Consider the following 24,729-nt stretch of genomic DNA (forward strand, 5'->3'; position numbering starts at 1 on the left):
ACAAGGAAACGTTTGTCTTCCTACAAAACTATCAATTATCCCCTTTTTAATAGTTTTGCCCAATGTGCGCCACATTAGCCCACCTTTCCATTTTAAGGACGAGAAAAAATGGCCAAAGTTTCACTGGAAAAAGAAAAGATTAAGATCCTCTTGTTAGAGGGACTCCACCCTTCTTCAGTTGAAGTTCTTCAAGCAGCTGGTTATACCAACATTGAGTACCATAAAGGTTCCCTTCCGGAAGAAGAATTGATTGAAGCGGTTAAAGACGTGCACTTCATCGGTATTCGCTCCCGTACGAACCTATCCGAAGAGGTAATCAATGCGGCGAATAAACTGGTTGCAATTGGCTGTTTTTGTATCGGTACTAACCAAGTAAACCTAGACGCAGCAGCAAAACGAGGCATTCCTGTGTTTAATGCACCGTTCTCTAACACACGCAGTGTGGCTGAGCTGGTACTTGGTCAAATCCTACTACTTCTGCGTGGCATTCCTGAAAAGAATGCGCTTGCACATCGCGGTATTTGGAAGAAAAGTGCTGACAACTCTTACGAAGCTCGTGGCAAACGTCTTGGGATTATCGGATACGGCCACATTGGTACGCAGCTAGGTATTATTGCCGAAAACTTAGGTATGCGCGTTTACTACTACGACATCGAGAACAAATTGTCCCTTGGTAATGCGACGCAAGTACATACCATGAGTGAACTACTAAACAAGTGTGACGTAATTTCTCTGCACGTTCCTGAAACGCCAGAAACAAAAAATATGATGGGTGAAGCTGAGTTTGCTCGCATGAAGCCAGGCTCAATCTTTATTAATGCAGCACGCGGCACTGTCGTGGATATTCCAGCGCTTTGCCATAGTTTAGAAGCAGGTCATATTGCGGGCGCTGCGATTGATGTATTCCCGACAGAACCGAAAACGAATGCCGACCCGTTCGAATCTCCTTTACAGAAGTTCGATAATGTCATCCTCACTCCACACGTTGGTGGTTCAACGCAAGAAGCACAAGAGAACATCGGTGTTGAGGTCGCAGGAAAACTGGCGAAGTACTCTGACAACGGCTCTACGCTTTCAAGCGTAAACTTCCCAGAGGTGTCACTGCCAGAGCACGGTGGTGAATGCTCTCGCTTGCTTCACATCCATAAAAACCGTCCTGGTATTCTTACTCAGATCAACACCATCTTCGCGGAAGACGGTATTAACATTGCTGCACAGTACCTACAAACAGCCGCTGAAATCGGCTACGTAGTGATCGATGTTGAAACCGAGCGCTCAGAAGAAGCGCTAGCGAAACTGAAAAGTATTGAAGGCACTATCCGTGCTCGTATCCTTCACTAATTTGTGAAGCAGAAATAACAAAGGCAGGGAATACCCTGCCTTTTCTTTTTGCACCCAGTATTACTTCAGCTTGTAAATCACGTCAACTTGATCGCGAATAATCATGGTAGAATCCTGGTAGCTGTTTGCCCCTTCTTTACTGTCCATCGCCATCGAGCGCATTAGAACTGGCTGAACGTGCATCTGTCTGTAATTGATCTGCCAAACATCACCCAATTTTTTCTCAAAGCCAGTAGCCAGTGACGCTGCTTTTTCTCGCGCATCTTGGATAGCCGCCATGCGTGCCTTTTGCTGATACTCAGCCTGGTTGCTTACCTTAAGTTGAATATTATCAACCTGATTAATCCCTGCTTCTAACGCCATATCGAGGTACTGGTTTAGGTTTTTTAGATCCGTAACCGTCACATCAATGCTACGAGAAGCGCGATAACCAACGAGCTCTGCTTTACCAGATTTAGGGTAGTGGTATTGAGGCGCAAGGTATAAATTCGAGCTGGTAACATTGTCTTTTGATAAGCCAGCATCGGACAGATTTTTCAGAAATTGCTCAACGGTTTTGTCAACTGACTGCTTGGCCTGTTCAGCAGTCATTGTCGTGTCTACCACTTTCACAGAAAACGTCGCCATATCTGGTGTAGCAATAACTTCACCATAACCTGTCGTCGTTACGTGAGCAAATTCAGGCGAGTTCGCCAACACTGAAGCACTAGTAAGGCTGAGTGCAGAAGCCAGCAAAAATGAATACAGTCTCATTCAATAAATCCATCCATACAAAAATAAAGTACTTACTCTCAGCAGAAAGGCTCAAGATTCAGACAAAACTATCACTACTGAGAAAGTGTATGGTTTCATAATAGAAACTTCTGTCGATTATCCAAGCACTCAGAATGACTTCTAACACAACTTTGACTATGTAACATTGGCGTAATTTTTCAACGAAACACTCTGTCGGCAATGAACCCATCGATGCGACAATGAACTTATTGAGGTAAGTGTCGCTGAGCATACCCGACTATCGCGTGTGAGATTTCTTGTAGAACCCCCGTTTCCAGTTGCCAATGATGCCAATAAATCCGATGGGACATTAAAAAACCGGGAGTAACATCAACCAACGCGCCACGCTCTAGCTCGTCGGTAATTTGCAAACGAGGGATTAAGCAATAGGCTACACCAGCTAACGCCACTTTTAGAAACGCTTCAGAGCTGCTGATGTTATGGTGAATGACGCTATCAGGGCTGACATTGAAATGCTCGGTAAGAAAGGTTCTATGTAGGTCATCATATTGATCATACGAAACGGCCGGCGCCTTGGCCAAAGTCTGGTTATTAACGCCTTGAGCAAAGTAACGCTGATAAAACTCCGGGCTCGCGACACAAACGTAATCAACACGTCCCAAGTAATCCGCTCTACAGCCAGGTATCGGCTGGGATTCTAAGCTGATCGCCCCCGTCACTTCGCCACTTTTTAGCTTTTCGATGGAACGAGATTCACCATAGATAGTGAGTTTGAGTTCAACCTGACGCTGCTTCATGACATCTTGCAGTGCAGGCAGTAGCCAAGTAGCAAGGCTATCAGCATTGGTCGCCAAAGAGAGTTGTACAGGTCGAGTACTGGTATCATTCTTGAGTTCGGGTAGAATTTCATGCTCGAGTAAGCGCACTCGACGATAAAGGCCTAATAACTTTTTACCAATCGGCGTTGGCTTGGGTGGTTGACTACGAACCAAAACGGGTTGTGCGAGAAACTTCTCTAATTGTTTAATACGTTGAGAAATCGCTGATTGCGAGACAAATAAATGCTCAGCAGCACGCTCAAAGCTCCCCTGATAAACCACGGCATCTAATGCCTCAATCCATTTATAGTCCAACCCTCTCATCCTACTCTTCCTCTCCTGATAAAACACCAACCCTTAAATTAGCCTAGCTAATATAATATTAAAATCATTAATTATACTTATTTAGATAAACTCTTTATCTTTCACTCTTCTGAGAATTGATTGGTTATTTTGAAGTGAGGTGAAGTGTGAGCTTATGGGTTCTATTGCAAGGGTTTGGTTTAGGGGCATCAATGATCATTCCGATCGGCGCACAAAACGCGTACGTCTTGAACCAAGGTATAAAGCGCAATCATCACCTGACGACTGCCACTATTTGTAGCATCCTAGATATGATCTTCATTTCTCTAGGTATCTTTGGTGGTGGTGCGATTCTGTCTCAAAATGAAATCTTACTAACATCGGTGACCCTTGGTGGTATTGCCTTCCTGAGCTTTTATGGATTACTGTCACTTAAAAGCGCGTTTAAGTCAGACAGTGAGTCAGAATCAAAAGGTGAAGTCGTCGCACGTGGTCGTCGAACGGTCATTTTAGGCGCGTTAGCCGTCACAGTACTTAACCCCCACTTGTATTTAGATACAGTCGTTATTTTGGGCTCTATTGGTGGGCAGTTTGAAGGCCATGACCGAATTGCTTTTGCACTAGGTACGATGATGGCTTCCTTTGTTTGGTTCTATACCTTGTCAATAGGAGCCGCAAAACTAGGCCCTACCCTATCAAAGCCAAGAGTGAAAAAAGGCATCGACATCGCGGTCGCAGTAATGATGTTCACGATTGCGTATGTTTTAGCTAGCGAACTTATTGAAAAGTACTGGTAATCAACAGGACAACAAAGACATGGAGTCACTAAAGCGTATCTATGATATCAATAGAGAGCGACTCAACGCGCTCTCTATTCCTTTTCGGGAATGGCAGCATGAAGCCATCTTAGACTTTGACACGGATATAAGAATTGCGTCCGAGCTTGGATGGACAGGCACGCACACCAAAAGCCTCTTCTTAAAACTTAAAGGACAAGGCTACGCAATTTATCTAACAGAAAAAGACTCTCGCCTCGATGCCAAACAAATAAAAGCCGTCACAGGCAAACGCCCCTCAATTTGTGACGACGATGAAATGGTCGAAGTGTTAGGTTGTTTGCCTGGAGCGGTATGTCCGATTGGCTTACCTGAATATGTCACGCTCATTGTTGATACAACCCTGTATCAACACGAAGAGTTGCTCTATACGCCAGGGTTGCCTGAATTCACCTTTGGCTTTGCCGGTAAACATCTAAAACGTCTATTGCTTGCCGGTAATCACATTCTTTATGAGATATAAAAAAGCGAGGCCAATTGGCCTCGCTTTCGAATATCTACCGCTTGTATTAAGCGTCGATTTTGTTCAGATGAACATCCATTTGTGGGAATGGAATTTCTATACCATTTTCATCCAATGCTTCTTTAATACCTTGCATTGCATCAAAGTATACGCCCCAGTAATCTGCAGTTTTCACCCATGGGCGAACCACAAAGTTTACTGAAGAGTCTGCCAGTGTAAGTACACCGATTGTGATATCAGGATCTTTCAAGATACGCGGATCTTTTTCTAGCGTCTCGCGAATTACTTTCTTCGTTAGTTTAAGATCCGCTTTGTATGACACACCAATCACTAAGTCGACACGTCGCGTTGCATGACGAGAGTAGTTAGTAATTGCACCACCGATTACTGACGAGTTAGGCACAACAACCATCTTGTTGTCTGGTGTTTTTAGAACAGTTTGGAAGATTTGAATTGCTTCAACACTACCCGCTACACCGCCAATTTCTACGTAGTCGCCAGATTTGAATGGGCGGAACGCAACAATGAGTACACCAGCTGCAAAGTTTGATAGTGAACCTTGTAGCGCAAGACCAACAGCAAGACCTGCCGCACCGATTACAGCCACGACTGAAGCGGTTTGAACGCCTAATCGACCAAGAGCGGCGATAAGTACAATTACAAATAGCAAGTAACGAACAAGACCGTGAATAAATTCAACGACAGCCTTATCCATGTTTTTCTTTTCTAGTACTTTAGAAACACTACCAGCGACTGCTTTAACGATAATATTACCGATAAACAGAATAAGCAGCGCAGAGATAATGTTCACACCGTACTGAACCAGTAGATCTGAGTTATTTGTCAGCCAAGTTTCAGCCTGAGTTAGACCATCCGTTAAAGTGGTATCGATACCCACCGATTCACCTGCCATAATTCTTATCCTCAAAAATAAAGATATATAAATCCAATTGCCGTTAATTTATGAACCTTGTTTTTTAAAGGCTCTTTTCTAAAACAACATCCCTATTGCCCCACTGAACAGTGTCAGATTTTTGGCACAATATCCCAACTTTGACTTTTTTCAAAGTCAGAGTTTCGCAAAGATATGCAAAACAAGACTTTATCAGAGTTTTCTGATATTGGCTTGTTACAGGTTACGCAATGCACTCTTATTTCGCCACTCCTATGACTGATATTCCTATGTTTTTATTTAAAAACGTTAAAGGGGGAACATCCCACCAGAAAATACAACCTGACGCATAAAGATATCAATAGGAAAACAGGGAAAGAAACATAGGGGCAAAATGATAGACATAAAAAAAACCCGCTCAAAAAGCGGGTTTTTAAGTAACTTAATCAGTAACGATTATAGTACGTCAACTGCGTTTAGGTCAGCAAATGCTTGCTCTAGACGAGCTACCATTGAAGCTTGACCAGCACGTAGCCATACGCGTGGATCGTAGTACTTCTTGTTTGGTGCATCTTCACCAGTTGGGTTACCGATTTGACCTTGTAGGTAATCGTGGTTTTCAGCTTCGAACTTACGGATACCATCCCAAGTTGCCCACTGTGTATCAGTATCGATGTTCATTTTGATAACACCGTAACCGATAGACTCACGGATTTCTTCTAGAGAAGAACCTGAACCACCGTGGAATACGAAGTTTAGAGAGTTCGCTGGAAGACCGAATTTCTCAGAAACGTGCGCTTGAGAATCACGTAGGATAGTTGGAGTTAGAACAACGTTACCTGGCTTGTACACGCCGTGTACGTTACCGAAAGATGCTGCGATAGTGAAACGGTGGCTGATTGCGCTTAGTTTCTCGTATGCGTATGCAACGTCTTCTGGAGAAGTGTATAGCTCAGACGCATCCATATCAGAGTTGTCAACGCCGTCTTCTTCACCACCAGTACAACCTAGTTCGATTTCTAGAGTCATATTCATTTTAGCCATGCGCTCTAGGTACTTAGCAGAAATCTCGATGTTCTCTTCTAGAGACTCTTCAGAAAGGTCGATCATGTGAGAAGAGAACAGAGGCTTACCAGTTTGCGCGAAGTACTCTTCACCAGCGTCTAGTAGACCGTCGATCCAAGGAAGTAGTTTCTTAGCAGCGTGGTCAGTGTGTAGGATTACTGGTACACCGTAAGCTTCAGCTACAGCGTGAACGTATTTCGCACCAGCAACAGCACCTAGGATTTGAGCTTCTTGACCTTCAAGTTTTAGACCTTTACCAGCAAAGAAAGCAGCGCCACCGTTAGAGAATTGAACGATAACTGGAGCTTTAACTTTTGCAGCTGCTTCAAGTACTGCGTTTACAGAGTCAGTACCCACACAGTTTACTGCTGGAAGTGCGAAGCTATTTTCTTTTGCAACTTCAAATACTTTCTGAACGTCATCGCCAGAGATAACACCTGGTTTTACGAAGTCGAAGATCTTAGACATGGATGTAATCCTATTTATCTGTCGTTTTTAAACAAAACTTGTTAAGTTGAAAATCTTGCAAACGTTTGCTCACAACTGAGGCTATTCTAGCAGAGTTCCTCACACGTTGCAGCAAACAAGAAAGCGGGAGAATCACTCCCCCGCTTTGCTTTAATTACTTAGCGCGTGCTTCTAGCATTTCTACTGCTGGAAGAACTTTACCTTCTACGAACTCAAGGAAAGCGCCGCCACCTGTAGAGATGTAAGAAACGTCAGCTTTGATACCGAACTTGTCGATAGCTGCTAGCGTGTCACCACCACCTGCAACAGAGAAGCCTTCAGATGCTGCGATAGCTTCTGAGATACCTTTAGTACCTGCTTCGAAGTTCTTGAATTCGAATACGCCTACTGGACCGTTCCATAGGATAGTCTTCGCGTTCTTAAGGATTTCTGCTAGTTCAGCTGTTGAATCTGGGCCAAGGTCGAAGATCATGTCGTCGTCTTGTACTTCAGAAACGTGTTTAATTTCTGCTTCTGCGTTTTCGTCGAATGCTTTCGCACATGCAACGTCAGTTGCTACTGGAATTGCACACTCATCCATTAGCTTCTTAGCAGTGTCTACTAGATCCGCTTCGTATAGAGACTTACCAACGTTGTGGCCAGCAGCTGCGATAAATGTGTTAGCAATACCACCACCAACAACTAGTTGGTCAGCGATTTTAGATAGAGACTCAAGTACAGTTAGCTTAGTAGAAACTTTTGAACCACCTACGATAGCAACCATTGGACGAGCTGGGTTGTCCATTGCTTTACCTAGCGCTTCAAGCTCGTTTGCTAGAAGAGGGCCAGCACAAGCGATAGGTGCGTGCATACCAACACCATGAGTTGACGCTTGAGCGCGGTGAGCCGTACCGAATGCATCCATTACGAATACGTCACATAGTGCTGCGTATTTCTTAGATAGCTCTTCGTCGTTTTTCTTTTCGCCTTTGTTAAAGCGAACGTTTTCTAGAACAACAAGTTCACCAGCGTTTAGCTCTAGGCCATCTAGGTAGTCTTTTGCTAGCTTAACTTCACAATCTAGTGCGTCGTTTAGGTAGTTAACAACTGGTTGTAGAGAGAACTCTTCAGCGTATTCACCTTCAGTTGGGCGACCTAGGTGAGACGTAACCATTACTTTAGCGCCTGCTTCTAGGCAGTGCTTAATAGTTGGAAGAGATGCGATGATACGTGCATCTGAAGTTACTTTACCGTCTTTTACTGGCACGTTTAGGTCAGCACGGATAAATACACGTTTACCTGCAAGATCCAGGTCAGTCATCTTGATTACAGACATGATGTGTCCTCTCAAATATTGATAATTAAAGTTTTTGAAAACTCGGCAACCCTGCCAAGCCTGTTAATTCTTCAAACTGGTTATAGATGATATGGAGATATCATAGATTTATTTCAAGGCTTGAAATAAAAATTCTCCATCACTTCTTCGTCATTACTGCTCCACTTGAGAAGAAGCTTGCATTGCTAAGGCAGTATCCAGCATCCGGTTAGCAAAGCCCCATTCGTTGTCGCACCAAACGAGCATTTTTACGAGTTGCCCGTTACTCACTCTAGTCTGGCTTCCATCTACAATCGCACTATGGGGGTCGTGGTTAAAGTCGATGGAAACGAGTGGCGATTCAGTATAGTCAACAATGTTACGTAATGTACACTGAGATGCGTTAACAATGGTTTGATTTACGTCATTAACTTTCACATTTGTATTAATTGTGACACTTAAATCCATTGCGGTGACGTTAACGGTTGGGACACGAACAGAAATTGCTTCGAATTTGTTGGAAAATTTCGGGAAGATTCTTTCAATCCCCTTATGCAACTTGGTGTCAACCGGAATAATAGATTGGCTAGCAGCGCGGGTACGGCGTAGATCGTTATGGTACGCATCGATTACTTGCTGATCGTTCATGGAAGAGTGAATCGTGGTAATGGTACCGGACTCAATACCGAAGGCTTCGTCTAACACTTTAATGATGGGAACGATACAGTTGGTAGTACAAGAGCCATTGGAGACAACACGGTGCTCGTCTTTCAGAGTTTCGTGGTTCACACCATAGATAATCGTATTATCTATGTCGTTTGCGCCCGGGTGTGAAAACAGCACTTTCTTCGCGCCAGCTTCTATATGCGCTTGCCCATCGGCTTGCGAACCAAACACGCCAGTGCAATCCAAGACAATATCGACTTCTAAATCGCGCCAAGGAAGTAGTTCGAGTTCAGAGAGGTGAAGAATGCGAATAGAGTCATATTCGCCGCTGTCATGATGAACATGCAAGTGTTCTTGGTCGTGGGAGATTTTTTTACCGAAGCGACCATGACTAGTGTCATATTGCAGTAGGTGCGCCATCGCTTCTGGCTGCGCTAATTCGTTAACCGCCACAACCTTGATCTGCTGATGTTTTCCGCTTTCATATACGGCTCGCAGAACATTACGACCTATACGTCCAAATCCATTGATCGCAACCTTTAGCATTTATCCTTCGCCCTACCAAAAATTTCGTGTCACAGATACTACCTGATCAGGCTGAAAAACGCACCTGTTGAATCATAGTAAAGCAGGATTAAAAAAGGCCGAGACAATGCTCGGCCTTATTACAACAATAATTAAAATGCGACGTCTAAACCTAACCAGTAGCGACGACCATCTTCGACATATCCGTATTCTTCGTAACTGATTTCCTCATCCAGCAAGTTATAGATCGCGCCTTTAATACGAGTATTATCGGTTAACTGGTATGTCACACCAGCGTCCACAAAGGTATAAGCAGGCTCTACGATACTGTTTCTTGATGGGCCAGTAACCGGATCCATTTCTTTACCTCGGTAAGTGACTTTAGCCCAGCTTTCTAGATCTGTTGTTGTTTGCCAAGTTACATCCACATTAAACAAATGCTTTGGTAACTGCTGCAGCGGCATGCCTTTGTATTCACCTGTTTTTTGCTCTGAGTCGGTAAATGTGTAGCTCGAGCTGAGGTAAATGGTTTCCGTTAATGGCGATGCTAAGGTCGCTTCAATACCTTGTGTGACCGCTTCGTCCACGTTAATGCGGTACGTTGGATCTGCACCCCATTGGTTTGGTCCATCTGTACAGATGGTATCTGGACAAACAACACGTGTGATCTTGTCTTTGAACTCATTATGGAACGCAGTCAAAGAGACATCTAAGCCAGAGTCACCTTGATACAAGACACTGATTTCTTTGTTTAGCGACGTTTCAGGGTCAAGGTCTGGGTTACCGTAGATATTACCGCCGCCACTGACTTGCGCCCAACCAGGAGTAATTTCACGTAATTGCGGAGAACGGAAACCTGTTGCCACGCCACCTTTCACAGTCCAAGACGGGTCAACTCGCCATACACCATAGACACGCGGACTAAAGTGCGCGCCATAGTTTTCGTCATGATCTAGACGACCACCAAGCGTAACGCTAAACGGATCGGCGATTCTCCACTCATCTTCAATGAAAACAGCCCACTGCGTATTCGATGTTTCGGTCTTCGATGACGCTTTATTGGAAGTAAAATCCTCAAGTTCGGCATGAGTAGCATCCACACCGGTCGTCAACGTATGGTTTCCAATACCAGTCACCAAGCTCGATTTGAACGTGGTGTTGGTGATCGTCATCTCGCGAGATTTGTTCTCGCTCTCTTCACGTTGTAGGTAAGTATCTGAGATGCCAACCGAGTCCCAGTCGCCATTGTGACTTAGCGTTACATAATTACGACGATATTCGTTGAGTGAATCCTCACAACCTCTTCGGCAACCCGTCGTTGGTACGGAAAGGCCAACGTTACCGCGACGACTTTGTGCCGATGTGCCACCCTCTAGTTGCACAGAATGGCGGTCATTAATCTGGTAGGTCAGTTTTGAAGAGATACTTTGCATATCCTTATCTTCATAGCCGTATTCAATATCGTCTTCTTCTCTTGCGGTATACTGACCGTATACTTGGAGAGATAGATTTTCGGCTAGCGGCCCATTGACGAAGAAATTCGCGCTCTGCTCTCCGCCCGAGCGACTGTTTTCTTGCAGAACCGTGCCTAGCTGAACATTACCTGTCCACTCCATCGCGTCTTTTCGCGTGATCACGTTAATTACACCACCAATCGCATCAGAGCCATAAAGCGTCGACATTGGACCACGGATAACTTCAATTCGCTCAATCGCTTGAAGAGGAGGCAACCAACCTTGTTCGATACCAGGGCCGTCACTATTTGGACGAGTTTCACGTGTGCTTTGACGTTTACCATCGACCAGTATCAAAGTGTATTTGGAGCCCATACCACGGATACTGATGTCGGTAGTGTCACCACCACCTGTAACGACGACACCAGGCACACTTTTTAGTGCATCAGTCACATCGCGGTAATAACGAGAGTCCAACTCCTCACGCGAAATCACACTAATACTTGCAGGCGCGTCCGCTTGAGATTGCTCATAACTTGATGCAGTTACAACCACTGTTTCCATTTTAGAAACCGCATCATTGGCAAACACATGAGGAACACTGACGAAGGCTAAAATACCAGTTGCAGTAATAACTGGCAGTCTAAGAGTAGACATCTACATCTCCATAATTGATAATGATTATTATTTTCGAAAGTGAATTATTCACAAATAGAATGAGATGCATAGTGAGAGTTATGGAACGGTTCTTCCCATTTATGGAACCCGTGCATAACGCAGTAAGGAGTAAATGAAATATGCACGACTTAGCATCAATTAGAGCCTTTGATGCGCTCAATCAGCATAAGAGTTTGACCGCCGCTGCCAAGGCCCTTAACCAGCCTAAATCAACGCTGAGTCGTCGCTTAGCACAATTAGAAGAAGATTTCGGTCAGGCTCTCACCGCAAGACAAGGTAACCGATTAGTTCTGACAAGAGCGGGAGAAATTTTTGCCCACTACAGTCGCCAGATTCTTGAGCTAAGTGAAGAGAGTTATGACGCGCTTCAAGGTTTAACAAACCAAGTTTCAGGGCCGCTGCATATTGTTTGTCACACAGCATTAGTTAGAAGTTGGCTAGGTGGTGTGCTCAACGGTTTTCTTGCCGATAATCCTGACGTTAGGGTTCAGCTTACCAGTGACTTTTCTGAAGCGCACCATGATCCAGATTTGTTCATCTGGCTCGGTGAGCGTAAAGATCTCGATTGGCGCAAAGAGGTATTAGGCTCATTTCGTTACACGCCCTTTGCCTCTCCAGCTTATCTTGATAAGCACGGTTCGATCCTGCACCCCAAAGAGCTTGAAGCGCATCCGTGGATCGATTTTGGTTCGGTACAAGAAAATGGATTGATGCTCACACACCCTCAACACGGTGAGTTCTTTTTAGAGCCATTTGTGAGTCGCTTATACAGCGACAACATCGCAATGCAGATCGACAGCATCGCGAATGGTCATGGTATAGGACTGCTGCCAACTTGGACAGCAAGCGGCTACGAGAAACATCATCCGGGTCGAATCACACCTTGCTTAGAAGGTTGGCTTTCAGAGCCCATCTCCATTAACTGCTATACGCCTGCAGGAAGACCACCACTGCGCTTATCCGTACTTTTAGACTGTATTGACCAAAGCATTCCACAAGGTTGGAAAACCTGACAAAAAACAAAAAAGGCCATCGCAATGATGGCCTTTCCAACTTTAGTATCTAACAGTAGTCCTTTACGTTCGGACTATTGAGACAATCTAGCAGTTACGCTAGCAATTCTTTTGCTGTGTTCACTACGTTTTCAGTCGTAAAGCCAAACATCTCGAATAGCTGACCAGCAGGTGCAGATTCACCAAATGTCGTCATGCCGATGATGCGACCGTCGAAACCAACGTACTTGTACCAGAAGTCTGCGATTCCCGCTTCGATAGCGATGCGTGCCGTTACGTCTGATGGCAATACTGCTTCACGGTAAGCGGCGTCTTGTTTGTCGAATGCATCTGTTGATGGCATTGAAACCACGCGTACTTTCTTACCTTCTGCTGTTAGTTGAGTCGCAGCTTCTACTGCTAGCTCAACTTCAGAGCCTGTTGCGATAAGGATTAGCTCTGGCTTGCCTTCGCAATCTTTCAGGATGTAAGCACCTTTCGCGATGTCCGCTACTTGCTCAGCTGTACGATCTTGTTGCGCTAAGTTTTGACGAGAGAAGATAAGTGCTGTTGGTGCATCTTTACGTTCAATCGCTAGTTTCCATGCTACGGCAGACTCAACCTGGTCACACGGACGCCATGTGCTCATGTTTGGCGTTACGCGTAGAGATGCCATTTGCTCAACAGGTTGGTGAGTTGGGCCATCTTCGCCAAGACCAATCGAATCGTGCGTGTACACTTGGATATTCTGAATTTTCATCAGCGCAGCCATACGCATTGCGTTACGAGCGTATTCCATGAACATTAGGAATGTTGCGCCGTAAGGAACGAAACCACCGTGCAATGCGATACCGTTGATGATAGCGGTCATACCGAATTCACGTACACCGTAGTGGATGTAGTTGCCAGAGAAGTCATCCGTTTCTAGAGACTTAGAACCAGACCACATGGTCAGGTTAGAAGGCGCTAGGTCAGCAGAACCACCCATAAACTCAGGAAGCATTTGACCAAACGCTTCTAGTGCATTTTGCGATGCTTTACGTGATGCAATGTTCGCTGGGTTTGCTTGAAGATCAGCAATGATTTGGTTCGCTTTTTCTTCCCATTCCGCTGGAAGTTCGCCGTTTAGACGACGTTTAAGCTCTGCTGCTTCTGCAGGGTAAGCTGCTGCGTATGCTTCGAACTTTTCATTCCAAGCCGCTTCTTTCGCTGCACCTGCTTCTTTTGCGTCCCACTCAGCATAAACATCTGCCGGGATCTCAAATGGGCCGTACTCCCAACCTAGGTATTCGCGAGCCGGTTGGATTTCATCGTGACCTAGTGGTGCACCGTGACAGTCGTGCGAACCAGACTTGTTAGGAGAACCGAAACCGATAATTGTTTTAGTACAGATTAGAGTCGGGCGAGGATCCGCTTTAGCCGCTTCAATCGCTGCGTTGATTGCTTCAGGATCGTGACCGTCTACCGCTGGGATTACGTGCCAGCCGTAAGCTTCGAAACGCTTAGGTGTATCGTCAGAGAACCAACCTTCAACGTGACCGTCGATAGAGATACCGTTGTCATCCCAGAACGCGATCAGTTTGCCTAGACCTAACGTCCCAGCAAGAGAACATGCTTCGTGCGAGATGCCTTCCATTAGACAGCCGTCACCCATGAACACATACGTAAAGTGGTCAACGATGTCGTGACCTTCTTTGTTGAACTGTGCCGCTAGTGCTTTCTCTGCGATAGCCATACCAACAGCATTAGTGATGCCTTGACCTAGAGGACCCGTTGTTGTCTCGATACCAGGCGCGTAACCGTACTCTGGGTGACCTGGGGTTTTTGAGTGCAATTGACGGAAGTTTTTCAGATCGTCAATAGATAGCTCATAACCGCTTAAGTGCAGTAGAGAGTAAATAAGCATTGAGCCGTGACCGTTTGATAGCACGAAGCGGTCGCGGTCGGCCCACTCTGGGTTTGATGGGTTGTGGTTTAGGTGAGAGCGCCAAAGAACTTCAGCGATATCAGCCATACCCATTGGTGCGCCTGGGTGGCCTGAGTTAGCTTGTTGAACACCATCCATGCTTAGAGCACGAATTGCATTGGCAAGATGTTTACGAGACGACATGTCTGCTCCTGAGTACATTAAGCGAAACGAAAAGTAGGTCATAATTCTCTCAAAGCCCTGTTGGGTGTGCAAACGTTTTCCAGTCCAAAACCTCACAAATATTGCACCTTTCGCGCCAAATCGTTCGAAGTTCTTAAAATTATCAATAAATCAGGCAAACGTTTGGTTATAACAAAAACCAAAAAAGAGCTTGTAATTCGAGCAATCAAATTTAGAATAGACGTCTAGATGTAGATACACCTACAAAAATTAGTATTAATTTGCGCTGGAGAGTTTATCATTCCCCAGTTTTAAACCAGATATAGTGGAGCTAACATGGCTAAGCACCTGTTTACTTCTGAGTCAGTATCAGAAGGTCATCCAGATAAAATTGCAGACCAGATTTCTGATGCGGTTCTTGACGCGATTCTAGAGCAAGATCCAAAGGCTCGTGTTGCATGTGAGACTTACGTTAAAACCGGTATGGTAATGGTGGGTGGTGAAATCACGACTTCAGCATGGGTAGACATCGAAGAGTTAACTCGTGAAACCGTTCGTGAAATCGGCTACGTACATTCAGATATGGGCTTTGACGCAGATTCTTGTGCGGTACTAAACACAATCGGTAAACAGTCGCCAGATATCAACCAAGGTGTTGATAAAGCTGACCCTAAAGAACAAGGTGCAGGCGACCAAGGCATTATGTTTGGTTACGCTTGTAACGAAACTGAAGTACTAATGCCAGCGCCAATTACTTACTCTCACCGTCTTGTTCAAAAGCAAGCAGAAGTTCGTAAAAACGGCACACTACCTTGGTTGCGTCCTGATGCAAAATCTCAGGTAACATTCCAATACGATCAAGGTAACATCGTTGGTATCGACGCGGTTGTTCTTTCAACTCAACACTGTGATTCAATCTCAACTTCAGACCTGCGTGAAGCGGTAATGGAAGAGATCATTAAACCAGTGCTACCTTCTGAGTGGATCAACAAAGAAACAAACTTCTTCATCAACCCAACTGGTCGCTTCGTAATCGGTGGTCCTATGGGTGACTGTGGTCTAACAGGTCGTAAGATCATCGTAGATACTTACGGCGGCGCAGCTCGTCACGGTGGCGGTGCGTTCTCTGGTAAAGATCCATCAAAAGTTGACCGTAGTGCAGCATACGCAGCACGTTACGTAGCGAAAAACATCGTAGCGGCTGGCATGGCTGACCGTTGTGAGATCCAACTTTCTTACGCAATCGGTGTTGCTGATCCAACGTCTATCATGGTGGAAACGTTCGGTACTGAGAAAGTATCTCACGACATCATCATTGAAGCAGTTCGTCAATTCTTCGACCTACGTCCATACGGCCTACAAGAAATGCTTAACCTTCTTCAACCTATCTACAAGAAGACAGCGGCTTACGGTCACTTCGGTCGTGAAGAATTCCCGTGGGAAGCGACAGACAAAGCTGCACTTCTACGCGATTTCGCTGGCATCAAATAATCAAGCCAAGCAAGAATCAATCAAGCCCTCGCCTATGGCGGGGGCTTTTTATTTTCAGCAACGTTTATCCAGCCATTTCAGCTCATACCGCCCTGCCCCACAAAGCAGTCCTGTTTCTCCCTCATTTTTATACCGAATAAATTTTAAGCAATTATTTGTAAATTATCCCATCTCCGCCAATAGTTAAAATATTGTTAATTCCAATTTAAATAGAGACGTCGGATGCTGGCGACTGTGGAAGCAACACTTAAGTAAAGACATGAGTCAGGCATCTTTATGGCCGATACCAAACTAAGCCAATGCTCAGATGTAAACTTGAAAAAGTCGCTTCAAGTTTGACTGAACAAAAACCGCTGTCAGTTGGTATAAGCGGATAATGTGGGAATAAATCAAGGAGGAGTTATGCCTCGAACTGTTAATCCATCGGACTTCCACAACAAGCGAAAGGAAGTGCCAGACAACGAATACGCCAGAACCATACCGTGCAATACGGTCAATCTTTCTGCACCTTTTCATTGGCTCGCATTAGGTCTGCATGATTTCGTGCGAATGCCGCTTATTAGTGCTTTCTATGGCATCTGTTTTATGGCAGCTGCCATAGGCATTGTTTTGCTCGTTCAGTGGCAAGGCACACACTTGGTCGTCATGCCCAGTTTGATTGTTTACATGTTAATCGGTCCGTTTCTCGCGCTCGGCTTGTATGATGCCAGTTGGGAGAGAGAGCGCGGACACAAAGCAAGCTTGTTCCATTCAATGAAAGCGATCGGTCGTAATTCAACATCTCAATGGGCATTCGCCGTGTTACTCGCAGTGTGTATGATATTTTGGATGCGTATTGCCGCTCTACTTCATGCGCTTTACCCTTCTGTTCAAGGGGCATCTTTAAGTGAGTTCCTACCCTTCCTTGTGATAGGATCTTTAGTTGGATTTGTTTTGGCTTGTGTGGTGTTTAGCATTTCAGCCTTTTCTATTCCGCTTATGATGGAGCGTCGCGTAGACATGATGACCGCTGTATTTACCAGCTTTAATGCCGTGAAATCCAACATTCCAGCGATGATTGTTTGGGCGGCGATCATCTGCGGCGGTATTCTTATCGGCTTTGCGACCTACGGGATCGGAATGTTGTTTACCATGCCAATTCTAGGCTACGGTACATGGCATGCTTACCATGCCACCATCAAGAAAAAACACACACCATAATTAACTGATGCTATGATCTGGCCCTCGCAAATGCGGGGGCTTTTTTATTTGATTTATCGAGGTGAATTGTGGATATAGAACTAAGCTATAAAGCCAAGCAAGTGATGGCGGACTGCATCGCGATGGCAGAGCAAGCTTTCAAACGTTCTTTCCCTATTCCAACAATCACCTTCAACGTCCGCGGGAAAGCGGCAGGAAAAGCCTACCTTCAATTGAATCAAGTGCGCCTGAATCCCGTTTTATTTCGCGAAAACACCCAAGCATTCTTAGATGAAGTCATTCCTCACGAGGTGGCACACCTGATTACTTATCAGGTTTACGGACGAGTTAGGCCTCACGGCAAAGAATGGCAAGGTGTCATGGAAGCCGTATTTAAAGTGCCCGCCAAAACCACTCACAGCTTTGAAGTAAAATCCGTTCAAGGTAAAACCTTTGAGTATCGTTGTGGCTGTATGACCTACCCTCTATCGATTCGCCGTCATAATAAAGTGCTGCGCAAAGAGGCGACGTACTCTTGTCAAAAATGCCGCCAACCACTTAACTTCACGGGCGTTCAGTTATCGTAATCTATATCTCATAGTGTTACTTGCGTTCCCAAAATAAAGATCGAGTTTATCAAAACCTTCCCTTCGCCACTTATTGTTAACTTACTCATCACTAAAGCCATTTTATGCGTGTTATCATGAATAAAGTCATACTTTATAAAGACTTTAATCATGAAATACCTATTCTCTCTGTTACTTATCGCGCTTTCTAGCACTGCGGTTGCCGCGCCACCAAGTTCATTCTCTGCCGCCAAACGTGAGGCGGTAAAAATTTATCAAGACCATCCAACGAGCTTTTACTGTGGCTGCAACATTCAATGGCAAGGCAAAAAAGGCTCCCCAGATTTAGCCTCTTGCGGTTACCAAGTCCGTAAACAGGAAAAGCGGGCCGCACGAATCGAATGGGAGCACGTTGTACCTGCGTGGCAATTTGGCCACCAGCGTCAATGCTGGCAAGATGGCGGACGTAAAAACTGCAAGAAAAAAGACAAAACCTTTCGCTTGATGGAAGCAGACCTGCACAACCTAACCCCTGCTATTGGTGAAGTAAACGGTGACCGTTCGAACTACAACTTTAGCCAATGGAACGGCGTCGATGGCGTGAGTTATGGTCGCTGTGAGATGCAAGTGAACTTTAAGCAGCGTAAAGTCATGCCACCAGACCGTGCTCGAGGTTCGATTGCTCGTACCTACCTATACATGAGCAAAGAGTACGGCTTTAAATTATCAAAACAGCAAACGCAGTTGATGAGTGCTTGGAACAAAACCTACCCAGTCGATAAATGGGAATGTGAGCGTGACGAGCGCATTGCCAAAGTACAAGGCAATCATAACCCATTTGTTCAAAAAGCCTGTCGCGCACTCTAGTGCTCCTCTACCTTGAAGCGTTTCAATAACTGATATTGAAACGCTTCTTGCCCCTTGTTTTTTCGGTTTAAAGCATCCATGTTAGGGTTTAAGTTTATTCTCTTGCTGGAAATCTCATGCGTATCCCTCGAATTTATCATCCAGAAACCATTCATCAACTTGGCTCACTTGCTTTAAGTGATGACGCAGCAGGCCATATCGGCCGTGTTCTGCGCATGAAAGAAGGCCAAGACGTTCTCCTATTTGACGGCAGCGGCGCAGAATTCCAAGCGGTTATCAGTGAAGTCAGCAAAAAGACGGTTTTGGTTAACATTACCGAGCGTGTAGAAAACAGTATTGAATCCCCTTTAGACCTGCACCTTGGTCAAGTTATTTCACGTGGCGATAAGATGGAGTTCACTATCCAAAAGTCAGTGGAACTTGGCGTCAATACCATCACACCTCTGATTTCCGAACGTTGTGGCGTCAAGCTTGACCAAAAGCGCTTTGAGAAAAAACTCGCGCAATGGCAAAAAATCGCCATCAGTGCCTGTGAGCAGTGTGGACGCAATGTCGTTCCAGAAATTCGTCCAATTATGAGCTTGGAAGAGTGGTGTAAAGAAGAGTACGATGGCTTAAAGCTCAATCTTCATCCTCGTGCTAACTACTCAATCAACACACTGCCAACACCGGTTGAAAAAGTGCGCCTACTAATCGGCCCTGAAGGCGGTTTATCGTCTGAAGAGATCGAGATGACTCGAGAATATCAATTTGAAGAAACGCTACTCGGCCCTCGCGTTCTGCGTACCGAAACAGCGGCTCTGACAGCAATTACAGCCTTACAAGTTCGTTTCGGCGATCTTGGTTAAACGGAGAAAAATAATGATCAAACTCGGCATTGTGATGGACCCAATTTCGTCCATTAACATCAAAAAAGACTCTAGCTTTGCCATGATGCTTGAAGCGCAACGACGCGGCTATGAAATCCACTACATGGAAATGAATGATCTGCATCTCGATCAAGGCGTTGCTATTGCAGATACTAAAGTGGTGGAACTAAAAGAAGATCCAAACGGTTGGTACGAGTTCAAATCAGAGCAAACGATCAAACTGTCTGATCTAGACGCTGTACTAATGCGTAAAGATCCTCCGTTTGACACAGAATACATCTACGCGACTTACATCCTTGAGCGTGCAGAAGAACAAGGTGCACTGATCGTTAACAAACCTCAAAGTCTACGTGATTGTAATGAAAAACTGTTTACAGCGTGGTTCCCTGAGCTGACACCAACGACAATCGTGACGCGAAAAGCAGAGAAAATTAAAGAGTTTCGTGAAAAGCATGGTGATGTCATCCTAAAACCGCTTGATGGTATGGGCGGCGCATCTATCTTCCGTGTAAAAGAAAACGACCCTAACGTCTCTGTAATCATCGAGACACTGACCAACCACGGTCAAAACTACGCAATGGCGCAAACCTTCGTGCCAGATATCAGCAACGGTGACAAACGTATCTTAGTCGTAGATGGTGAACCAATGCCTTACTGTCTAGCTCGTATTCCTGCAAAAGGTGAAACGCGCGGTAACCTTGCAGCTGGTGGCACAGGTGAGGCTCGACCACTAAGCGAGACCGATATTAAGATTGCTCAAACTGTGGCTCCTACACTGAAAGAAAAAGGCCTTATCTTTGTTGGCCTTGACGTAATTGGCGATAAGCTAACGGAAATCAACGTCACCAGCCCAACCTGTATTCGCGAAATTGAAGCGGCTTTTGACATCTCAATCACTGGCAAACTGATGGATGCGATTGAGCGTCGAGTAAAAGGCGAATAACTCAAACTGTATTACAGTTAATAGAGAGCGTAGTACATTAACTTAAGCAAACTCATGCACATACCTAGATGGTAAACTGTATGATGTTTGCTTAGGGGCATTTACGAGAGTTAAGGGTAAATATGAGTATGAATCTCACAAATCACTTTTTAGTTGCCATGCCTGGGATGAAAGATCCATACTTTCAAAACAGCGTGATCTACGTTTGTGAGCACAACGAAGACGGCGCTATGGGGTTGATGATCAATGCTCCTGTTGATATCACCGTCGGCAACATGCTCAAGCAGGTGGAAGTTCAGCCGGTACACCCGCGTCTATTTGAAGCCAGTTTAGATAGACCAGTCTACAATGGCGGCCCAATCTCGGAAGATCGTGGTTTTATTCTGCATAAACCTAAAGATTACTACGAGTCCAGCGTCCAAATGACCGATGACCTCGCAGTAACCACTTCACGTGATATTCTTTCGGTGTTAGGAACAGAAGCAGAACCAAGTGATTACTTAGTGGCACTTGGCTATTCAGGTTGGAGTGCAGGTCAATTAGAAAGTGAACTGGTCGAAAACTCTTGGCTCACCATTGAAGCGACGCCTGAAATTATCTTTAATACACCAATCAACGAGCGTTGGAAGAAAGCGGTCGAAAAGCTGGGCATCGACCCAAGTCACCTTTCAGCAGACTCTGGACATGCTTAGTCCGAAATACAGTTACATTAGATAGAGACACCTTATGTCACGCACAATTATGGCTTTTGACTTTGGAACCAAAAGCATTGGTAGCGCTATTGGCCAAGAAATTACCGGTACAGCTTCCCCATTAAAAGCCTTTAAAGCCAATGACGGTATTCCAAATTGGGACGATATCGAAAAGCAAATCAAAGAGTGGCAGCCAGATTTGCTAGTGGTCGGTTTACCAACTGATCTTCATGGCAAAGACCTTGAGACCATAACCCCTCGTGCACGAAAATTTGCTAAGCGTCTGCAAGGCCGATACGGCTTACCTGTTGAACTGCATGATGAGCGTTTATCTACAGCAGAAGCTCGTGCGGAGTTGTTCAGCATGGGCGGCTACAAAGCCCTATCGAAAGGGAATGTGGACTGCCAGTCAGCGGTGGTGATTCTAGAAAGCTGGTTTGAAGCCCTCTGGGGTGAATAAAACACAATACTCAAAACAAGAAAAGGTTGGCAAGTGCCAACCTTTTTTCGTCTAAACACGCTTAATCCATATCGATCTTAACGTTAGCAAGACTGCCCGTAGAGAATGCTTCGCCACGCTGTGTTTTCAACATCAAGCGCAAATCATTCGCCGAATCGGCACTGTGCAGCGCGTCCTCTTCGCTGATCTTACCTTGCATCACCAACTTATAAAGAGATTGATCGAACGTCAGCATACCAAACTCATTTGAGCGAGCCATGGTTGACTTCAACTCATGCAAATCTCCGCGACGGATCAAATCCGACACACGTGGGCTATTTAGCAAGATCTCAAACACACCATGACGCCCCTGCCCATTCTTATCTCGGATCAGCTGCTGACCAACCACACCTTTTAGGTTCATCGACAAATCAAACAAGAATTGTTCTTTTTGATCTTTCGGTACCAAGTGAAGAATGCGCTCTAAGGCTTGGTTGGCGTTGTTGGCGTGCAAAGTTGCCATACACAGGTGACCTGTTTCAGCGAATGTCATCGCGTATTCCATTGTTTCACGGCTACGGATCTCGCCAATCAAAATCATATCTGGCGCTTGACGCAGCGAGTTTTTAAGCGCAACTTCATAGCTTTCCGTATCTAACCCAACTTCGCGTTGAGTCACGATACAGCGCTTGTGCTCATGCACGAATTCGATCGGATCTTCGACCGTCAAAATGTGTCCCGTCTTGTTGCTGTTTCGATAGCCCGTCATTGCCGCCATTGTGGTGGATTTACCTGACCCAGTAGCACCAACCACCAGCACCAAACCACGCTTGGCTATCGCTAAATCTTGCAACACTAACGGTAACTTTAATTGCTCAAAGGTGGGAATATTGGTTTCAATACGACGAATCACCGCACCCGGTAATTCCCGTTGAAAAAAGGCACTAACACGGAAGCGGCCACAATCTCTCACAATGGCAAAATTCGACTCACGACTTTTACGAAATTCCTGACGCCGATCTGGCTCCATAGCGCTGTCGAGTAATGCCGCTACATCACTCTCGGTGAGTTTTTCACCTTGAGGTCGCAATTCGCCATCCACGCGAAACAAAATTGGCGCACCAACCGTGATGTAAAGATCCGACGCTTTCAGCGCCAGCATACCTTCGAGAAATTTATTTAGATCCATCTTCCGTGTTCACCTACGTATTACGAGAATTGCTGCAATTCTAACCCGATCTTACTATCGACCTCTTCACGAGCGACCATACCTTGTGCCATTAACTGACGAGCATTTTGCTCCATGGTTTGCATGCCGTGAGCCGCACCAGTTTGAATGATCGAATACATCTGCGCGACTTTGTCTTCGCGGATCAAGTTACGAATCGCAGGCGTTGCCATCATGATTTCATGGTATGCAATACGGCCACCACCATTACGTTTCAATAACTTTTGTGCGATAACCGAACGAAGGGATTCAGAAAGCATCGAGCGCACCATGTCTTTATCGCTGCCAGGGAACACATCGATAATACGGTCAATGGTTTTTGCCGCCGAGCTGGTGTGTAACGTGCCGAACACTAAGTGCCCCGTTTCCGCCGCCGTTAACGCAAGACTGATGGTTTCTTTGTCACGCATCTCACCAACCAGAATGACATCCGGGTCTTCACGTAATGCGCTGCGCAGTGCGTTTTGGAAACTATGCGTATCACGGTGTACTTCACGCTGGTTGATCAAACATTTATTGTTGTTGTGAACAAATTCAATCGGATCTTCAATTGTGAGTACGTGCTTGTTGTGATTACGGTTAATGTAGTCAACAATGGCTGCTAAGGTCGTCGATTTACCAGAACCTGTTGGGCCAGTAACCAGAACTAAGCCTTTTTCAGCGTTCGCAATTTTTTTGAAGATCTCGGGAGCTTCCAGCTCTTCCAAAGTTGGAATGCTACTTGGAATGGTACGGAATACTGCCGCACAGCCACGAGATTGGTTGAAAGCGTTGACACGGAAACGACCAACGTTATGCAACTCAAAAGAGAAGTCGACTTCGAGTTTTTCTTCGAACTCACTGCGTTGGGCATCGTTCATGATTTCGAAAACCAGACGATGCACTTCTTGGTGTGTAAACGCTGGAATGCCTAGTTTTCTCACATCCCCATCAATACGAACCATTGGTGGGACACCTGCAGAAAGATGTAGATCCGAGGCATTATGTTTTACACTAAAATCCAGTAACTCAGTGATATCCATTTAAAATCCTTAAGTCTAAAGTACAGCTATGAGTAGTATTCAACAAAATATTGAACATATCACCTCTCAAATTCGATATGACGAGCAAAAATGTGGTCGAACTCCAGAGTCAGTGCAACTTCTAGCGGTAAGCAAAACTAAACCTGTCGAGGCAATTCTCGAAGCCTACCAAGCGGGACAAACCGCCTTTGGTGAAAACTACGTCCAAGAGGGCGTCAGTAAAGTTCAGCACTTTGCCGAGCATTATCCAGATAATCGAATCGAATGGCACTTCATTGGCCCGATTCAGTCGAATAAATCGCGACTTGTTGCTGAACATTTCGATTGGGTTCACACCATCGATCGAACCAAGATTGCTCAACGCCTGAATGATCAACGTCCCAGCGAACTTAAACCGCTACAAGTTCTGATTCAGGTTAACACCAGTGGTGAAGCATCTAAGTCTGGTGTCACCGAAGCGGAAGTATTCGAGCTGGCGGAGTTGATTTCTCGCCTACCCAACCTCACTTTAAGAGGGTTGATGTCGATTCCTGCCAACGTGTCTGACTACGAATCACAACTTCATGAATTTCAGAAGTTGGCTACGTTGAAGCAAACACTCGAAGCTCAGTTCCCAGAAATCGATACATTATCAATGGGAATGAGTGGTGATATGACCGCTGCAATCGAAGCTGGTAGTACAATGGTTCGTATTGGAACCGCTATTTTCGGCGCGCGAGACTACAGCTAAATCAACAAAACGCTCACTCGCGACATAAGTTATGTCGTTAATAGTTAGAGCGTAAATCGCGCAATCATCTTACTCGCCAATAGG

At 45.3% G+C, this 24,729-nt stretch carries 23 protein-coding genes; 13 read left to right on the forward strand and 10 right to left on the reverse strand.

The features are described 5' to 3' along the window. The first annotated feature begins 108 nt into the window (after positions 1 to 108). The gene (gene serA, locus L3V30_RS03840) at positions 109 to 1,341 is read left to right on the forward strand and encodes a phosphoglycerate dehydrogenase (protein ID WP_005393937.1); all 1,233 of its coding nucleotides are present in this window, start codon (positions 109 to 111) and stop codon (positions 1,339 to 1,341) included. 60 nt (positions 1,342 to 1,401) lie between these two features. Here the strand turns inward: serA and L3V30_RS03845 are convergent, their stop codons facing one another. Both L3V30_RS03845 and L3V30_RS03850 read right to left on the reverse strand, forming a co-directional pair. Next, positions 1,402 to 2,094: an oxidative stress defense protein gene (locus L3V30_RS03845; RefSeq protein WP_005393939.1), complete on the reverse strand. Its 693-nt coding sequence runs from the start codon at positions 2,092 to 2,094 to the stop codon at positions 1,402 to 1,404. Positions 2,095 to 2,321: 227 nt separating this feature from the next. Beyond that, positions 2,322 to 3,218: a LysR family transcriptional regulator ArgP gene (locus L3V30_RS03850; RefSeq protein ID WP_182037135.1), complete on the reverse strand. Its 897-nt coding sequence runs from the start codon at positions 3,216 to 3,218 to the stop codon at positions 2,322 to 2,324. 146 nt (positions 3,219 to 3,364) lie between these two features. On the opposite strand from L3V30_RS03850, the gene L3V30_RS03855 reads away from it, so the two are divergent. Beyond that, the gene (locus tag L3V30_RS03855) at positions 3,365 to 3,994 is read left to right on the forward strand and encodes a LysE/ArgO family amino acid transporter (RefSeq protein WP_074191802.1); all 630 of its coding nucleotides are present in this window, start codon (positions 3,365 to 3,367) and stop codon (positions 3,992 to 3,994) included. A 19-nt stretch (positions 3,995 to 4,013) separates the two neighbouring features. After that, positions 4,014 to 4,496 (forward strand): YbaK/EbsC family protein, encoded by a 483-nt coding sequence (locus L3V30_RS03860; RefSeq protein ID WP_074191803.1) that lies wholly within the window; start codon positions 4,014 to 4,016, stop codon positions 4,494 to 4,496. Positions 4,497 to 4,542: 46 nt separating this feature from the next. Here the strand turns inward: L3V30_RS03860 and mscS are convergent, their stop codons facing one another. The 5 genes from mscS to L3V30_RS03885 form a co-directional block, all read right to left on the reverse strand. Beyond that, entirely contained in the window at positions 4,543 to 5,409 is an 867-nt protein-coding gene (mscS, locus tag L3V30_RS03865) for a small-conductance mechanosensitive channel MscS (RefSeq protein ID WP_005393946.1), read from the reverse strand. 435 nt (positions 5,410 to 5,844) lie between these two features. Then, on the reverse strand, positions 5,845 to 6,921 hold the full coding sequence (gene fbaA, locus L3V30_RS03870; RefSeq protein ID WP_005393947.1) for a class II fructose-bisphosphate aldolase: 1,077 nt from the start codon (positions 6,919 to 6,921) through the stop codon (positions 5,845 to 5,847). A 154-nt stretch (positions 6,922 to 7,075) separates the two neighbouring features. Then, entirely contained in the window at positions 7,076 to 8,236 is a 1,161-nt protein-coding gene (locus tag L3V30_RS03875; protein ID WP_005393948.1) for a phosphoglycerate kinase, read from the reverse strand. Between the two features lie 153 nt (positions 8,237 to 8,389). After that, positions 8,390 to 9,427 carry an erythrose-4-phosphate dehydrogenase gene (epd, locus tag L3V30_RS03880; RefSeq protein ID WP_006743084.1) on the reverse strand — a complete coding sequence of 346 codons (1,038 nt, stop codon included), beginning with the start codon at positions 9,425 to 9,427 and terminating at the stop codon, positions 8,390 to 8,392. Positions 9,428 to 9,558: 131 nt separating this feature from the next. Further along, positions 9,559 to 11,517: a ligand-gated channel protein gene (locus L3V30_RS03885; RefSeq protein ID WP_005393952.1), complete on the reverse strand. Its 1,959-nt coding sequence runs from the start codon at positions 11,515 to 11,517 to the stop codon at positions 9,559 to 9,561. 140 nt (positions 11,518 to 11,657) lie between these two features. On the opposite strand from L3V30_RS03885, the gene L3V30_RS03890 reads away from it, so the two are divergent. Beyond that, positions 11,658 to 12,551, forward strand: coding sequence for a LysR family transcriptional regulator (locus L3V30_RS03890; protein ID WP_237308335.1), 894 nt, complete (start codon positions 11,658 to 11,660; stop codon positions 12,549 to 12,551). Between the two features lie 94 nt (positions 12,552 to 12,645). Here L3V30_RS03890 and tkt read toward each other — a convergent pair whose 3' ends face one another. Continuing rightward, a complete protein-coding gene (gene tkt / locus L3V30_RS03895; protein WP_237308337.1) occupies positions 12,646 to 14,640 on the reverse strand; it encodes a transketolase in 1,995 nt (664 codons plus the stop codon). A gap of 315 nt (positions 14,641 to 14,955) precedes the next feature. On the opposite strand from tkt, the gene metK reads away from it, so the two are divergent. The 8 genes from metK to ruvX all read left to right on the forward strand — a co-directional run bounded on the left by metK (position 14,956) and on the right by ruvX (position 21,686). After that, complete coding sequence (metK, locus tag L3V30_RS03900) at positions 14,956 to 16,110, forward strand: methionine adenosyltransferase (RefSeq protein WP_005381027.1); 1,155 nt, start codon at positions 14,956 to 14,958, stop codon at positions 16,108 to 16,110. Positions 16,111 to 16,512: 402 nt separating this feature from the next. Continuing rightward, positions 16,513 to 17,310, forward strand: coding sequence for a DUF2189 domain-containing protein (locus L3V30_RS03905; protein WP_005393959.1), 798 nt, complete (start codon positions 16,513 to 16,515; stop codon positions 17,308 to 17,310). 68 nt (positions 17,311 to 17,378) lie between these two features. Continuing rightward, on the forward strand, positions 17,379 to 17,876 hold the full coding sequence (locus L3V30_RS03910) for a SprT family zinc-dependent metalloprotease (protein WP_048626010.1): 498 nt from the start codon (positions 17,379 to 17,381) through the stop codon (positions 17,874 to 17,876). Between the two features lie 150 nt (positions 17,877 to 18,026). Next, entirely contained in the window at positions 18,027 to 18,722 is a 696-nt protein-coding gene (gene endA / locus L3V30_RS03915; protein WP_005393967.1) for a deoxyribonuclease I, read from the forward strand. 116 nt (positions 18,723 to 18,838) lie between these two features. After that, positions 18,839 to 19,570, forward strand: a complete 732-nt coding sequence (rsmE, locus tag L3V30_RS03920) for a 16S rRNA (uracil(1498)-N(3))-methyltransferase (RefSeq protein ID WP_237308338.1) — start codon at positions 18,839 to 18,841, stop codon at positions 19,568 to 19,570. Positions 19,571 to 19,583: 13 nt separating this feature from the next. Continuing rightward, the gene (gene gshB / locus L3V30_RS03925; RefSeq protein WP_048626011.1) at positions 19,584 to 20,534 is read left to right on the forward strand and encodes a glutathione synthase; all 951 of its coding nucleotides are present in this window, start codon (positions 19,584 to 19,586) and stop codon (positions 20,532 to 20,534) included. Positions 20,535 to 20,662: 128 nt separating this feature from the next. Continuing rightward, entirely contained in the window at positions 20,663 to 21,226 is a 564-nt protein-coding gene (locus L3V30_RS03930; RefSeq protein ID WP_005381020.1) for a YqgE/AlgH family protein, read from the forward strand. Positions 21,227 to 21,260: 34 nt separating this feature from the next. Beyond that, positions 21,261 to 21,686 carry a Holliday junction resolvase RuvX gene (gene ruvX / locus L3V30_RS03935; protein ID WP_005381017.1) on the forward strand — a complete coding sequence of 142 codons (426 nt, stop codon included), beginning with the start codon at positions 21,261 to 21,263 and terminating at the stop codon, positions 21,684 to 21,686. Positions 21,687 to 21,747: 61 nt separating this feature from the next. On the opposite strand, the gene L3V30_RS03940 is transcribed toward ruvX, so the two are convergent. Together L3V30_RS03940 and L3V30_RS03945 are read right to left on the reverse strand one after the other, a co-directional pair. Further along, entirely contained in the window at positions 21,748 to 22,854 is a 1,107-nt protein-coding gene (locus L3V30_RS03940) for a PilT/PilU family type 4a pilus ATPase (RefSeq protein WP_006743091.1), read from the reverse strand. 20 nt (positions 22,855 to 22,874) lie between these two features. Continuing rightward, the gene (locus L3V30_RS03945) at positions 22,875 to 23,915 is read right to left on the reverse strand and encodes a type IV pilus twitching motility protein PilT (protein WP_237308340.1); all 1,041 of its coding nucleotides are present in this window, start codon (positions 23,913 to 23,915) and stop codon (positions 22,875 to 22,877) included. Between the two features lie 28 nt (positions 23,916 to 23,943). On the opposite strand from L3V30_RS03945, the gene L3V30_RS03950 reads away from it, so the two are divergent. Next, a complete protein-coding gene (locus L3V30_RS03950; RefSeq protein WP_054575409.1) occupies positions 23,944 to 24,645 on the forward strand; it encodes a YggS family pyridoxal phosphate-dependent enzyme in 702 nt (233 codons plus the stop codon). Positions 24,646 to 24,729 lie beyond the last annotated feature (84 nt).

This window comes from Vibrio sp. A1-1 (assembly GCF_021728175.1).
In the GTDB taxonomy this organism is placed as follows: Bacteria; Pseudomonadota; Gammaproteobacteria; order Enterobacterales; family Vibrionaceae; genus Vibrio; species Vibrio diabolicus.

What these genes read in the sequence shown, in the direction of transcription:
- epd (WP_006743084.1), bottom strand. Translation starts at nt 9,427, where the DNA reads ATGCTAAAGGTTGCGATCAATGGATTTGGACGTATAGGTCGTAATGTT.
- fbaA (WP_005393947.1), bottom strand. Translation starts at nt 6,921, where the DNA reads ATGTCTAAGATCTTCGACTTCGTAAAACCAGGTGTTATCTCTGGCGAT.
- L3V30_RS03850 (WP_182037135.1), bottom strand. Translation starts at nt 3,218, where the DNA reads ATGAGAGGGTTGGACTATAAATGGATTGAGGCATTAGATGCCGTGGTT.
- endA (WP_005393967.1), top strand. Translation starts at nt 18,027, where the DNA reads ATGAAATACCTATTCTCTCTGTTACTTATCGCGCTTTCTAGCACTGCG.
- L3V30_RS03860 (WP_074191803.1), top strand. Translation starts at nt 4,014, where the DNA reads ATGGAGTCACTAAAGCGTATCTATGATATCAATAGAGAGCGACTCAAC.
- L3V30_RS03945 (WP_237308340.1), bottom strand. Translation starts at nt 23,915, where the DNA reads ATGGATATCACTGAGTTACTGGATTTTAGTGTAAAACATAATGCCTCG.
- rsmE (WP_237308338.1), top strand. Translation starts at nt 18,839, where the DNA reads ATGCGTATCCCTCGAATTTATCATCCAGAAACCATTCATCAACTTGGC.
- L3V30_RS03875 (WP_005393948.1), bottom strand. Translation starts at nt 8,236, where the DNA reads ATGTCTGTAATCAAGATGACTGACCTGGATCTTGCAGGTAAACGTGTA.
- ruvX (WP_005381017.1), top strand. Translation starts at nt 21,261, where the DNA reads ATGTCACGCACAATTATGGCTTTTGACTTTGGAACCAAAAGCATTGGT.
- metK (WP_005381027.1), top strand. Translation starts at nt 14,956, where the DNA reads ATGGCTAAGCACCTGTTTACTTCTGAGTCAGTATCAGAAGGTCATCCA.
- L3V30_RS03950 (WP_054575409.1), top strand. Translation starts at nt 23,944, where the DNA reads ATGAGTAGTATTCAACAAAATATTGAACATATCACCTCTCAAATTCGA.
- gshB (WP_048626011.1), top strand. Translation starts at nt 19,584, where the DNA reads ATGATCAAACTCGGCATTGTGATGGACCCAATTTCGTCCATTAACATC.
- serA (WP_005393937.1), top strand. Translation starts at nt 109, where the DNA reads ATGGCCAAAGTTTCACTGGAAAAAGAAAAGATTAAGATCCTCTTGTTA.
- L3V30_RS03890 (WP_237308335.1), top strand. Translation starts at nt 11,658, where the DNA reads ATGCACGACTTAGCATCAATTAGAGCCTTTGATGCGCTCAATCAGCAT.
- mscS (WP_005393946.1), bottom strand. Translation starts at nt 5,409, where the DNA reads ATGGCAGGTGAATCGGTGGGTATCGATACCACTTTAACGGATGGTCTA.
- L3V30_RS03905 (WP_005393959.1), top strand. Translation starts at nt 16,513, where the DNA reads ATGCCTCGAACTGTTAATCCATCGGACTTCCACAACAAGCGAAAGGAA.
- L3V30_RS03930 (WP_005381020.1), top strand. Translation starts at nt 20,663, where the DNA reads ATGAATCTCACAAATCACTTTTTAGTTGCCATGCCTGGGATGAAAGAT.
- L3V30_RS03845 (WP_005393939.1), bottom strand. Translation starts at nt 2,094, where the DNA reads ATGAGACTGTATTCATTTTTGCTGGCTTCTGCACTCAGCCTTACTAGT.
- L3V30_RS03940 (WP_006743091.1), bottom strand. Translation starts at nt 22,854, where the DNA reads ATGGATCTAAATAAATTTCTCGAAGGTATGCTGGCGCTGAAAGCGTCG.
- L3V30_RS03885 (WP_005393952.1), bottom strand. Translation starts at nt 11,517, where the DNA reads ATGTCTACTCTTAGACTGCCAGTTATTACTGCAACTGGTATTTTAGCC.
- tkt (WP_237308337.1), bottom strand. Translation starts at nt 14,640, where the DNA reads ATGTCGTCTCGTAAACATCTTGCCAATGCAATTCGTGCTCTAAGCATG.